The sequence below is a fragment of the Vibrio sp. CK2-1 genome, from assembly GCF_021726515.1.
Classification (GTDB): Bacteria; Pseudomonadota; Gammaproteobacteria; order Enterobacterales; family Vibrionaceae; genus Vibrio.
This window is the reverse complement of sequence record NZ_JAKKCJ010000003.1, coordinates 268,911-281,750: the sequence shown is the minus strand read 5'-3', so window position 1 is coordinate 281,750 and position 12,840 is coordinate 268,911. Positions and strand designations below refer to the sequence as shown.

Below are 12,840 nucleotides of genomic sequence, written 5' to 3'. Positions count from 1 at the left end.
GCCCAGAATCCAGTGACAATGCAGATGGAACCCTCTACAATCTGCAGCCTATTTTTAAACTGTTCTGGAGAAAAACCATGCGAGTCGTACTAGGCCCGATGGAAGGTGTGCTTGACCATTTAATGCGTGAATTACTGACTGATATTAATGATTACGATCTTTGTGTCACTGAGTTTGTGCGTGTTGTCGACCAACTATTACCAGAACATGTTTTTACTCGCTTGTGTCCAGAACTATTTCAAGGCTCAAAAACTCGCTCAGGAACGCCTGTCCGACTACAACTACTTGGTCAAAACCCTGACTGGATGGCAGAGAATGCGGTGCGTGCCGTTGAACTAGGCTCACAAGGTATTGATCTTAACTTTGGTTGCCCAGCCAAAATGGTCAATAAGAGTAAAGGTGGTGCGGCTTTATTACAGCATCCTGAATTGATATATCAAATTGTTGCCGCTTGTCGTAAAGCCGTACCAAGTAATATTGTGGTCTCGGCCAAAATTCGTTTAGGTTGGGAAGATCCGCAAGATTGTTTTGAGATTGCAGATGCCATACAACGAGCGGGTGCCGATGAGTTAACCGTACATGGCCGTACCAAGATGGGAGGCTATAAAGCCAGTGAAATCAAATGGGAATATATCGAACAAATAAAACAGCGTAGCCAGATACCGGTTATTGCCAACGGTGAGATTTGGAGCTATCAAGATGGGCAAGCTTGCCTTGAACAAACCAAAGCCGACGCTTTAATGGTATGCCGAGGCGCGTTTAATTTACCCAATTTGGGAAATGTCGTGAAATACAATGAAAGCGCGATGCCTTGGGAGCAAGTCGTTGATCTGATGCTCAACTACTCTGAGTTTGAAATTGAGGGAGATAAAGGCCTGTACTACCCGAATAGAATCAAACAATGGCTGTCTTATCTGCGTCATGAATACACACAAGCTGATGACTTATTCCGAAATATTCGCCGCTACAATAAAGCACAGCCCATTGTGGACTATATTAAATCCATTCAAAGTTAATGCGCTGAGTTGTATAACCTCGGATAAGCTTAATCAATAACGACTTGGTTTTTACCCATTTTTTTCGCCATATAAAGCTTATCATCCGCCTCTTTAATGAGTTGCTCTAAGCCCGAGTTTTCACTAGTCAGCTTAATCGTAAAACCGGCTGAGATTGTATAGCCTTGCTCAATGATCTTCGTAGACGTTGAGCCAATTTCCGATTGAATACGCTGAATCGCTTCAATCATTTTGTCTGCATCTGTGCCTTGCATATATAAAACAAACTCTTCACCGCCAAAGCGCGCAACAACGTCGGTTGAACGTGTATTGCGATTTAAACAATTAGCAACCGCACAAATTACATCATCACCAACATCATGCCCAAAAGCATCATTGATATTTTTGAAGTCATCAATATCAAAAACCGCTAGCCCTTCATATTTCTGCTTATCAAAACTTTTGTAAGCGACTTCAAAACCTCGGCGATTCAACAAAGAAGTCAAAGGATCTCGTTGTGATAAGTCTTTAAAATGTTTCTTTTCATTGGTGATTTTTATATATATTAAACCAATAACTAGAACGGCATATAGCGCGATCAACATGAAAAGAGAAGGAGCACTATTGACCAAGAAGCTATGAACTTCATGTGACCACTGCCAGTTGAAGTACATCATTTGATTGGTTTTAACACCATCAATCCATAAAGTACGAGGCATCCATGCATTATTTGGTAGAGCCGCATTATTAAGGTTTATAAACTGAATTCGCTCACCAATGGAAGAACCTTCGGTATAAAGCTTAGAAACCAAAACATCAAGCGCCACTACACCACGGAATTCATTTTCATCAAATAATCCAGCCGAAATAATTAAGATTCTATTACCGGTAGATATGTCTTTTACTGGCCCATTAATACGAATAGAACTTATGCCGCTTTTCGCTTCCTGCCAATATTCTCGTTGTTCAAGAATATTGACAGTATTTTGATGCATGTTGTCGACCATATGAGCAGGTGAGGCAATAAGGTAACCTTTAGGTGAAATGTAATATAGACCTAAAATATAATCCTCAATGCCATTCACAAATGAAAAATTCGGTGCTAATACCAACTTGCTTTCAATATCTTTATATAACTCAGATCCAGGTTCACACCCTTTAGCAAACCCTTTAGCGGCATAATCCAGCTTCAACACTTCACGAGCATCTGCACGATAAGCAGATTGAATTTTTCGGCTCTTTGGTAACCACAGGCATAAACCATCGGCACCCATTTCTTGCGTATGCAAATCGTGTTTACTTATTTGATGCTGATGTTCATCTTGATCATTAAAATACAATGCAAAACTATAGTTCATGCCACTAAGCAGCTTAACTGAGTGCTCAATATTACGACTAATACTGCTATATTCTGCGTTTAAATCTTTATTTATATCTTTGGCGTAGCCAGTAACAATAAAAGCTAATATTGTCATAGCTAGAATGAGAGGGACTAAAAAAACCACTTTGAATGTTAGGCGAGAACGATAAACCATTTGAAAAATAAGAACCTAGATTGATGACATCCAAAAAATAGAACGTCATTCTACACTATCCGCTTAAGGTCAGTAAAAAGAAATCACTCCCCCGATCAATAATAAATAAATATCGATAAGAGGAGTGAATCAAATTACCGTTCTTAATTTAACCCAGTAATAGGCTATCGTCTGAGAGTTCTTCTCCCCTCACCTTGCTAAACATCTCAAGTAAATCTGATACTTGCATGCCTTGTCGTTTATCACTTTCGACATCGAGTACGATTTCACCTTGATGCAGCATGATGGTTCTATCACCACAATCTAGCGCATCTTTCATCGAGTGAGTAACCATCATCGCAGTAAGATCAAACTCTTTAATCACCGTTTTGGTTAAATCAATAACAAAAGCCGCCATTCGTGGATCTAACGCCGCAGTATGCTCATCAAGAAGCAGTAATTTACTATCAGATAATGTTGCCATAATAAGGCTAACCGCTTGACGTTGGCCACCTGAAAGCAAACCAATGTTGTCACCTAAACGATCTTCAAGTCCTAAACCTAGGATACTGATTCGCTCTTGAAATAACTTACGGCGTTTATTGGTGAGCGCCATTGTCCAACCTCGACGCTTACCACGCATATAAGCAATGGCCATATTTTCTTCGATGGTTAGATCGCCACAGGTACCCGCAAGTGGATCCTGAAAGACTCGCGCACACATGTTGGCTCTTTGATCAACAGAACGCTTTGTCACATCAACATTATCAATAATGACATTACCACCAATCATGGGTGTTTCACCGGTTACGGCACCGAGTAAAGTCGATTTACCCGCACCATTGGAGCCTATTACTGTCAAAAATTGATGCTGAGGAACATTCAACGATACTTTTCTTAATGCTTTATTTTCAAGAACCGTACCCGGGTTAAATGTCACCTCAATATTTTTGAGTTCAATCATAAAGCCCCCTTAGCTGCGCGCTTGGCTTTCATGTTGCTTTTGATTTTCGGTGCAACCAGAGCAGCAGCAACCAAAATAGCCGTCACTAAATTCAAGTCCGATGCTTGCATACCAAACATGCCAGTATTGAGCGCAAACTGGATAGCAATACGATATAAAACCGAGCCAACGATTACGGCAACTACCGCGACCCAAATTTTACGACTAGGGATCAATGTCTGACCAAGAATAACCGCAGCCAGGCCGACGACAATCGTCCCTACCCCAGAGGTCACATCTGCAAAGCCATTGGTTTGAGCCAACACTGCTCCAGCAAAACCAACGAGTCCATTTGAAAGTGCCAAGCCAAAGTATGTGTAAAACCCAGTACTTGCACCTTGAGCAGCAACCATTCGAGCATTAACACCTGTCGCTCTCAGAGCAAGGCCAAAATCACTATTAAGCAAACGAATAATAATTAACGCAGAAATGATAACGATAATCGCCACTGCTAAAGGACGAACAAACAAAGTACCTGAAAAAGCATCTAATGGCGTAAATATCGTTTCTTCACCTAGTAGGGATAAATTGGGTCTTCCCATGATGCGAATGTTAATCGAGAAAGCCGCTAGCATGGTCAAAATAGAGGCAAGTAAGTGCAAGATCCCACAACGTACCGCGAGAAATGCTGTGACTAAACCACTCATCCCGCCCACAAAAAATGCCATTGCTGTCGCGATCCACGGGTTAACGCCAGACACCAATGCAGCTGCCGCAACCGCGGCTCCCATTGGGAAACTGCCGTCCACCGTTAGATCAGGAAAGTCTAAAACTCGAAAAGTAAGGTAAACACCTAGTGCAACTAAGCCATAGACTAGGCCTAGTTCTAAAGCGCCATAAAAGGCAAAAGCAGACATAAATACTCCTTCGCTGCTTACTATTACCGCCATTTAACGGCTGGTAATAAAATCCCCAATTCAATTTGGAGAATACAATCCAATATTAAAAGGCAGCTAAGCTGAACTTAACAGTCCTAAACTTAGCCGCCCGGTCTACAACCTTACTTTTTATACACTTCAGCGCGATCTAGGATCGACTGAGGAATCTCAACCCCTAGTTTATCCGCTGATTGTTGATTGATAATTAAATCAGACGCTTTAGCAACCGTAACAGGCAGATCTGTAGGTTTCTTACCTTCAAGGATTGCTGCAACATAATCAGCCGTTTGTACGCCAACTTGGTAGTAATCTGCACCTAGACCAATCACTGCACCACTTTCAATATAAGTAGTTGAAGCAGCAAAAACAGGTTTCTTCGCTTGATTCGCAGCCGCAACCATACCATCAATCGCACTCGCAACTGTATTATCGATCATCGCGTAAATCACATCTGATTTTGCCACGATAGCTTGAGTCGCCGATTGAACATCCGCACTCTTCAATGCTGTACTTTCAATAATTTGAACATTACGAGTTTTTGCTTCGGCTTTAAGTAGGTTAATCAAAGCAACCGCATTGGCTTCACCTGGGTTATATACCACACCAATCGTTTTCAGATTCGGAAGTAACTCTTTCATCAGATCAATATGCTGACCTATCGGAGATAGATCGGAAAGACCAGTTACGTTACCAGAAGGATTATCAAGACTCTTAACCAACTTAGCCTCTACAGGGTCGGTCACTGCCGTAAAGACGATAGGAATGTTCTTGGTGGTTGCCGCTAATGCTTGGGCAGAAGGCGTCGCGATACCAACTAGTACATCAGCGCCTTCACCGACAAATTGACGGGCAATCTGAGAAGCGATGGCAGGGTTACCTTGAGCAGTACGATATTCAAACTCTAAGTTTTTACCTTGTTCATATCCTTTAGCTTTTAAGCCATCAATTAATCCATTACGCGAGGCATCAAGCGCTGGATGTTCAACGATTTGTGAAACTGATACTTTGTAAGTTTCAGCCATAGCACCTGTGGTAGTGAGTAACGCCGCACCTGCAAAAATTGCACTTGCGAAAAGTTGTTTTGCTTTCATCTTGACTCCTTGATTCAGCAATAAAATGTTGTGTTTATACCCTAGTTATCTGGGTAACTTTATTATTAATATCCAGACAGATCCGATCTGCCATGACCATATTCTTACCAGTTAATCTATATAAAAGGAAGTCACAGATAACAAAATAGCAACAAAGCCCTAATAACTAATTATTAGGGCTTTGTTTTTGTTGAACAGAGGCAAGGATTGAGGTTTAGAACCAACGCTCTAAAGCGCTTTCATCAAGTTGACGAAACGCTCTTTTAAGCATAGCGGCTAACTCTTTATAACGCGGATTGGATTTTATAGGTTCTTGTGCTGCGCCTGATTCCGCCACTTTTTGATATAACTCTCTATACCAATTAGCAAGGCTAGGCGGTAATACGGTATTAGAACGAGTTCCAAGCCACCAAATTCCTTGTAAAGGTAAGCTAATCGCAAACAAAGCAATCACGATCGCTTGCGGCATTGCACTGTAATTTTGCAAACTCATTTGCAGTAACACACTCATGGCCGCGACGGCAGGCATGGCTTTAATACCAAACTTAGTGGCTTTTATTATGCGTTGCTCAGGAAACATAGGAGCAAGTTCTTTACGAACCGGCCAAAGATCCATGTACTGCTGGCCATCTTTAAAACGGTGAATAAACCCTGTTTGACTCATAAGCCCTCCGCCCACTAAAATAAAACAACAAAAAATCAACAAAAACTGCAATAAAATTGACTAAAGTTAATATTCATTAAAAATTTTTTGTTATCTTAGGATATAATCGTTATCCTTTGCGCACTTTTATAATCTCAGTTGCTTGATTACAAAGCAAACCGAGAATTGTGTCGCATTAAATCAATTTTACCGCCTTTGCTTCTCATGCAATTAAGCATCAAAAGTAAGGGCATATTTAAAGAATAATACGTTGATCCCCGATTGTCGTCTATTCTTGAAATTGTTTTATTTCATTACAGTCATTTTTTGAACGAATACAGGTATTCACTCATGTCAAAGCTAGTCCTAGTTTTAAACTGCGGTAGTTCTTCTCTAAAATTTGCAATCGTTGATGCGGAATCTGGCGATGAGCTTCTAACCGGCCTTTCTGAATGTTTAGGTCTTCCAGAAGCACGTATTAAATGGAAACTAGATGGAAAGCATGAAGCTCAACTTGGTAACGGTGCAGCACACGCTGAAGCGTTAAAATTCATCGTTGACACTATTCTTGCTTCTAAACCAGAACTAGGTGAAGGCCTTGGCGCTATCGGTCACCGTGTTGTACACGGCGGCGAGCAATTTACATCGTCTGTATTAATCGATGATTCAGTAATGAAAGGTATTGAGGACTGCATCACTCTTGCACCTCTTCATAACCCTGCAGCAATTGCTGGTATCGAAGCGGCTAAAATCGCATTCCCTGGTTTGAAAAACGTAGCTGTATTTGATACTGCGTTCCACCAAACAATGCCTGAAGAAGCATACCTATACGCGCTTCCTTACAACCTATACAAAGAAAATGGCATCCGTCGTTACGGCATGCACGGTACTTCTCACCTATTCATTACTCGTGAAGTAGCGAACCTACTAGGTAAACCAGCAAATGAAGTAAATATCATTAACTGTCACCTAGGTAACGGCGCATCAGTTTGTGCAGTTAAAAATGGTCAGTCAGTTGATACTTCAATGGGTCTAACACCATTAGAAGGCCTAGTAATGGGTACACGTTGTGGTGATATCGATCCTGCTATCATCTTCCACATGCACGATGCACTTGGTTACTCTGTAGAGCAAATCAACACTATCCTTACTAAAGAGTCTGGCCTACAAGGTCTAACTCAAGTAACTTCTGATTGTCGTTTCGTTGAAGACAACTACCAAGACAAACCAGAAGCGGCTCGTGCAATGAACGTATTCTGCCACCGTCTTGCTAAATACATTGCTGGCTACACAGCAACACTTGATGGCCGTTTAGATGCAATCGTATTTACTGGTGGTATCGGTGAAAACTCTGGTCCTATCCGTCAACTTGTTCTAGAGCGTCTTGCGCTTCTAGGTGTTGAAGTAGATAGCGAGAAAAACCTTGCTGCTCGCTTTGGTGGCGAAGGTGTAATCACTTCAGACAACAGCCGCGTACCAGCGATGGTTATTTCAACCAATGAAGAATTGGTTATCGCTGAAGATACAGCGCGTCTAGCGGGTCTTTAATACTTCACAGGCTAACCTCGCGTTAGCCTGTTTTCTTTTATGGCTGTGTATTTTCTACTCAGTCACTTTCAATAGTTAGAGGAAATAATTCTATGTCTCGTACTATTATGCTTGTTCCTATTAGCGCTGGTGTTGGTCTTACTAGCGTGAGCTTAGGCGTCTTACGTGCTATGGAGCGTAAGGGTGTAAATGTTTCGTTTTTCAAACCTATCGCTCAACCTCGTAGTGGCGATGATATCCCAGATCTAACATCATCAATTATCTCAGCAAGCAGTGATATCAAAATTGCTGAACCAACGATGATGTCAGAAGCGGAATCCATGATCAGTAATGAGAAAATGGATGTGCTTCTTGAGCAAATCGTTGAGCGTTATAACGCCATCAGCAACAGCTCTGAAGTGGTTCTTATCGAAGGTCTAGTACCAACTCGTAAGCACCCTTTTGCTAACCAAGTAAACGCAGAAATTGCCAAAACACTTGGTGCTGAAATTGTATTTGTTGCTACTCCTGGAACAAACAACCCTGCGCAATTAAAAGAGCGTATTGATGTTGCTTGTTCAAACTTTGGTGGCACTAAGAACAAATCTATTTCAGGCGTTATCATCAACAAGCTAAATGCACCGGTTGATGAAGCTGGCCGTACTCGTCCAGATCTTTCTGAGATTTTTGACGAAGCGGATAACACAGCTCAAGCGAATATCGAAGTAATGCAAATCTTCAACTCTAGCCCAATTCGCGTGCTAGGTTGTGTGCCTTGGAAAGTTGAGTTAATTGCCACTCGTGCTATCGATATGGCGAAACACTTAAATGCGGACATCATCAACGCGGGTGAAATTAACACTCGTCGTATTAAGAGCATCACTTTCTGTGCACGCTCTCTACCAAATATGATTGAGCACTTTAAGCCAGGTTCATTACTTGTAACGTCAGCTGACCGTCCAGACGTTATCGTTGCAGCTGCTCTAGCTTCAATGAATGGCGTAGAAATCGGTGCGATCTTGCTAACCGGTGGTTACGACATCCCTGCTTCAATTGCTGATTTATGTAAGCCTGCATTTGACGCTGGTCTACCAATCTTCAAAGCGCAAGGTAACACATGGCAGACGTCACTAAACCTACAAAGCTTTAGCCTAGAAGTTCCCGCAGATGATAAAGAGCGTATCGAATTCATCAATGATCACGTGGCAAGCCACATTGATGGTCCTTGGATTGATTCTCTATCTGAAGGTACTCAAGGCATTCGTCGCCTAAGCCCACCAGCATTCCGTTACCAGTTAACTGAATTTGCTCGTCGTGCTGGCAAGCGTATCGTACTTCCTGAAGGTGATGAACCACGTACAGTTAAAGCGGCAGCAATCTGTGCTGAACGCGGCATTGCAGAGTGTGTACTTCTAGGTAACCCTGATGAAATCAAACGCGTTGCCGCTCAACAAGGTGTTGAACTTGGCGCTGGTGTAACCATCATCAACTCTGATGAAGTTCGTGAAAACTACGTAGCGCGTCTAGTCGAACTACGTGGCGCGAAAGGCATGACTGAAGTTGTGGCTCGCGAGAAACTGGAAGATTCAGTATTCCTAGGCACTATGATGTTAGAAGCTGGCGAAGTTGACGGTCTAGTATCTGGCGCGGTTCACACCACGGCTAACACTATCGTTCCTCCGTTCCAAATCATCAAAACGGCTCCTGGTGCGTCAATCGTATCTTCTGTGTTCTTCATGCTACTACCTGACCAAGTATTGGTTTACGGTGACTGTGCGATCAACCCAGATCCAAACGCAGAGCAACTAGCAGAAATCGCAATTCAGTCTGCTGACTCAGCTAAAGCGTTCGGTATCGACCCACGCGTTGCTATGATCTCATACTCTACCGGTACATCTGGTAAAGGTGCAGACGTAGATAAAGTACGTGAAGCCACTAAGATCGCTCAAGAGAAACGTCCTGATCTCGTTATCGACGGTCCTCTACAGTACGATGCTGCTATCATGGAAAACGTTGCTGCTTCTAAAGCGCCTAACTCTCCTGTAGCGGGTAAAGCAACTGTATTTGTATTCCCAGACCTAAACACTGGTAACACAACTTACAAAGCGGTACAGCGCTCTGCAGACCTAGTCTCTATCGGTCCAATGCTTCAAGGCATGCGTAAGCCTGTTAATGACTTGTCTCGCGGTGCTCTAGTAGACGATATCGTTTACACAGTTGCACTAACAGCAATTCAAGCGGCACAAGCTGAATAATCTATTCACTGTACGCTAAAACGAATAATCCCCGTTGATGAAAATCAGCGGGGATTTTTTTATATCTAACCTACACTAAGTCAACCTCAGCTAAACTCACAAAGGGGTTATGAATCTATTATTGGAGACGAAATTATGGAGATTCTTATTAAGCTGGATAAACCAATATTTAGATGCCTTACAGATGAAGAGGTTTTCTTTCAACGGATACACGATCTTGAAGGTTTAACCCAATGCACCCAAAAAGCAGAGACATTATATTTGTCTTTTTTAAGCACAGATCATTATGCGGTCACTCAAGCCATACAGCCAATATCTGACATGTGGAATACCCAGTTTACCGTTCAAATTTCACCGTAGAATTTAAACAAAAAAGCCAACGAATTTCTTCATTGGCTCTCTCATATTACTTTGCTGGGTTAGATTACGAGTTAGTTTGAATCCCGACAATCAACCAAGGTGCATTGTTAGCAATTAAGTCACGCTCTAAGTGCCAAACTTCATCGATGTCTTCTTCAAGGCCTTCTACAGCATCACGGTAACGACCAGTGAATTGAATACTTAGTTGTGCTTTTGAAGCATCGTATTCACCACGTACAATCTCTGCATCAACGTACATTACATCGGTATGTTGATCACCTTGAAGTTGTGCTCGCTCCGCTTTTAGCTCTTCGAACAAACTTGGAGTAACGTACTCTTCAATCTTATCTAATTGATTAAAGTTCCAAGCGCCTTGTAGTGTGCGGTAATGTTCACGAGAACCTTCCACAAATGCTACACGGTCAAAACCTGGAGGGAAGTTATGAGGAACATCAGACTGCCCTGTTGCACCAAAACCACCTGAAGATTGAGGTTGCTCAAAATTTTGTACATTCGGTTGCTCGAATTGCTGACGATTCATCGCACCAGAATACGCTGCTTGAGGCCCTCGGTTCATCGAACCTTGTTTTGCTCCCATCATGCCGCGTAAGAATTTGAATGCGACAAAAGCGATCAGACCAAGAATTAAGATATCGAAGAATTGGATACCTTCAAAACCGCCGCCCATAAATAAAGAAGCAAGTAGACCACCAGCCAATAAACCACCTAGCATACCGCCCATCATGCCACCACGACGAGTATTGGTTGCATCCGGCTTTTTATTTAACGTGTTAGTGTTTTGCACGTTCTGTTTTGGTGCTGGTGCGGTTTTAAAACTTTTACCAAAAGACTTACCACCACCAAAGCGTTTTGCTTCAGCGATTGGAGCAGTAACCATTGATACCATGATCAAGGCCACCATGACAAAAAGTCGATTCATACGATCCCTTTTATAATAATAAGTAAAACTGAATTCATCATAGCGGTAATACACAAGGTGTACACTACTGCTATGTTTCAGAATATTGCAATTGGTTAGAAGCTGCGCAATAAGTAACCTCAACGGCGGATAACGAGTAGTCAAAATCTAGTTGTAACGATAACGTGAATAAAGCATATTGAAGCTACTAACAAGGCAAACTCATCACTAAAGGTCAACAGACCCTAGAGCTTTACGCACTGTTTCAAGGATAACAATGAATAATCAACCAGCACCGATCTTTCTTTCAAGGCGTTTCTTCCCCTATTTTGTCACTCAGTTTTTAGGCGCCTTTAACGATAATATTTATAAAAATGCTCTACTGCTTTTTGTTGCCTTTGCCAGTGTTGATGATCTACCTATGTCGAGCACCTTATTTATTAACCTCGCCGCAGGTCTGTTTATCTTACCGTTTTTCCTTTTTTCGGCGAGTGCCGGTGTGTTAACCGATCAGTGTGAAAAATCGACACTAATTCGTATGGTTAAACTGGCTGAAGTGGTGATTATGCTACTTGGCGCAATTAGCTTTCTTACGCAAAGTTACATTGCATTACTGTTTCTATTGTTTCTTATGGGGGCACAATCGGCGTTTTTTGGTCCGGTAAAATACGCCCTCTTACCTCAACACTTAAAGCCACAAGAACTCCTCAAAGGCAATGCTTGGGTCGAAACTGGCACCTTTCTGGCGATTTTATTCGGCACAATAGGTGCAGGTTTTATTGTGGCTGCGCCTTCTGCTTATTCCATTACGGCAATGGCGGTAGTCTCGTTTGCCCTATTAGGCCTACTCTCTAGCCTATTTATCCCCAAAGCCGAAGCTAAAATTGCAGCGGTCAAATTTGAGTGGAAGCCTGTACAGCATACTAAGCAAACCTTACTGTTGGTGAAGCAACATAAAACCATTTATGCCGCCATTATCGCGATCAGCTGGTTTTGGTTCCTCGGCGCGAGTTATCTAACCCAGTTTCCTAATTTCACTAAGCACTATTTGAATGGCGACTCCACCAGCGTATCTTTTTTATTGGCATTATTTTCGGTCGGTATTGCAGTGGGTTCGCTGCTGTGTGCCAAATTATCCCATCAAAAAATCAATTTTAAATTAATGTTACTCGGTGGATTTGGGATTACCGTTTGCAGCTTAGTATTAGGACTAGCAACGCCTAAACCATCAGAATCTCTAATTACCATTTCAACACTGTTCACTTCTAGCCAGTTATACCCAGTGTTTATTGCGCTGTTATGTTTAGGAATTTGTGGTGGATTGTTCATCGTGCCTTTATATACCTTGATGCAAACCTTAGCTTCTGACCAAACGCGTGCTCAAGTCATCGCAGCTAACAATATCTTCAATGCCTTGTTTATGGTTGGTAGTGCCGTTATGGGAATTGTTTGCTTAAGCATTATTAATATCTCGATCACAGATTTCTTTATCGTACTTGGGCTATTAAACCTCGCTATGATAGCTTTCTTGAAGAAGTTCTTTCAGAGCCCAGTAACCCTATCCTCACCTTAAATGCTTACTAGGTAATCAAACCGAGGTCGTTAACAAAAACCAAACAATGCGTTTAAAATATTAAGACTTAATAAACCTCTAT

The 12,840-nt window shown here is 42.0% G+C and carries 10 protein-coding genes; 4 read left to right on the top strand and 6 right to left on the bottom strand.

Annotated features, from left to right (window positions below):
- Positions 1-77 precede the first annotated feature (77 nt).
- On the top strand, positions 78-1,016 hold the full coding sequence (gene dusC, locus L3V25_RS09955) for a tRNA dihydrouridine(16) synthase DusC (protein WP_237295212.1): 939 nt from the start codon (positions 78-80) through the stop codon (positions 1,014-1,016).
- A 29-nt stretch (positions 1,017-1,045) separates the two neighbouring features.
- On the opposite strand, the gene L3V25_RS09950 is transcribed toward dusC, so the two are convergent.
- From L3V25_RS09950 to yfbV, 5 genes are all read right to left on the bottom strand, one after another.
- Positions 1,046-2,530 carry a diguanylate cyclase gene (locus L3V25_RS09950; RefSeq protein WP_237295211.1) on the bottom strand — a complete coding sequence of 495 codons (1,485 nt, stop codon included), beginning with the start codon at positions 2,528-2,530 and terminating at the stop codon, positions 1,046-1,048.
- 148 nt (positions 2,531-2,678) lie between these two features.
- On the bottom strand, positions 2,679-3,473 hold the full coding sequence (locus L3V25_RS09945) for an ABC transporter ATP-binding protein (RefSeq protein ID WP_089123220.1): 795 nt from the start codon (positions 3,471-3,473) through the stop codon (positions 2,679-2,681).
- On the bottom strand, positions 3,470-4,369 hold the full coding sequence (locus L3V25_RS09940; protein WP_237295210.1) for an ABC transporter permease: 900 nt from the start codon (positions 4,367-4,369) through the stop codon (positions 3,470-3,472). The genes L3V25_RS09945 and L3V25_RS09940 overlap by 4 nt, the downstream gene beginning before the upstream one ends.
- A gap of 143 nt (positions 4,370-4,512) precedes the next feature.
- On the bottom strand, positions 4,513-5,481 hold the full coding sequence (locus L3V25_RS09935; RefSeq protein WP_237295209.1) for an ABC transporter substrate-binding protein: 969 nt from the start codon (positions 5,479-5,481) through the stop codon (positions 4,513-4,515).
- A gap of 214 nt (positions 5,482-5,695) precedes the next feature.
- Complete coding sequence (yfbV, locus tag L3V25_RS09930) at positions 5,696-6,145, bottom strand: terminus macrodomain insulation protein YfbV (RefSeq protein ID WP_237295208.1); 450 nt, start codon at positions 6,143-6,145, stop codon at positions 5,696-5,698.
- A 330-nt stretch (positions 6,146-6,475) separates the two neighbouring features.
- Between yfbV and L3V25_RS09925 the strand changes: the two genes are divergently transcribed.
- Complete coding sequence (locus tag L3V25_RS09925; RefSeq protein ID WP_237295207.1) at positions 6,476-7,672, top strand: acetate kinase; 1,197 nt, start codon at positions 6,476-6,478, stop codon at positions 7,670-7,672.
- Between the two features lie 92 nt (positions 7,673-7,764).
- On the top strand, positions 7,765-9,906 hold the full coding sequence (pta, locus tag L3V25_RS09920) for a phosphate acetyltransferase (RefSeq protein ID WP_237295206.1): 2,142 nt from the start codon (positions 7,765-7,767) through the stop codon (positions 9,904-9,906).
- Between the two features lie 424 nt (positions 9,907-10,330).
- On the opposite strand, the gene L3V25_RS09915 is transcribed toward pta, so the two are convergent.
- The gene (locus tag L3V25_RS09915) at positions 10,331-11,206 is read right to left on the bottom strand and encodes a TIM44-like domain-containing protein (protein WP_237295205.1); all 876 of its coding nucleotides are present in this window, start codon (positions 11,204-11,206) and stop codon (positions 10,331-10,333) included.
- Between the two features lie 256 nt (positions 11,207-11,462).
- Between L3V25_RS09915 and L3V25_RS09910 the strand changes: the two genes are divergently transcribed.
- Positions 11,463-12,758, top strand: a complete 1,296-nt coding sequence (locus tag L3V25_RS09910; RefSeq protein ID WP_237295204.1) for an MFS transporter — start codon at positions 11,463-11,465, stop codon at positions 12,756-12,758.
- Positions 12,759-12,840 lie beyond the last annotated feature (82 nt).

Bases quoted from the DNA above. Each gene is read 5' to 3' on its own strand.
- L3V25_RS09910 (WP_237295204.1), top strand. From the start codon at position 11,463: ATGAATAATCAACCAGCACCGATCTTTCTTTCAAGGCGTTTCTTCCCC.
- L3V25_RS09945 (WP_089123220.1), bottom strand. From the start codon at position 3,473: ATGATTGAACTCAAAAATATTGAGGTGACATTTAACCCGGGTACGGTT.
- L3V25_RS09950 (WP_237295211.1), bottom strand. From the start codon at position 2,530: ATGGTTTATCGTTCTCGCCTAACATTCAAAGTGGTTTTTTTAGTCCCT.
- yfbV (WP_237295208.1), bottom strand. From the start codon at position 6,145: ATGAGTCAAACAGGGTTTATTCACCGTTTTAAAGATGGCCAGCAGTAC.
- L3V25_RS09925 (WP_237295207.1), top strand. From the start codon at position 6,476: ATGTCAAAGCTAGTCCTAGTTTTAAACTGCGGTAGTTCTTCTCTAAAA.
- L3V25_RS09940 (WP_237295210.1), bottom strand. From the start codon at position 4,369: ATGTCTGCTTTTGCCTTTTATGGCGCTTTAGAACTAGGCCTAGTCTAT.
- dusC (WP_237295212.1), top strand. From the start codon at position 78: ATGCGAGTCGTACTAGGCCCGATGGAAGGTGTGCTTGACCATTTAATG.
- L3V25_RS09915 (WP_237295205.1), bottom strand. From the start codon at position 11,206: ATGAATCGACTTTTTGTCATGGTGGCCTTGATCATGGTATCAATGGTT.
- L3V25_RS09935 (WP_237295209.1), bottom strand. From the start codon at position 5,481: ATGAAAGCAAAACAACTTTTCGCAAGTGCAATTTTTGCAGGTGCGGCG.
- pta (WP_237295206.1), top strand. From the start codon at position 7,765: ATGTCTCGTACTATTATGCTTGTTCCTATTAGCGCTGGTGTTGGTCTT.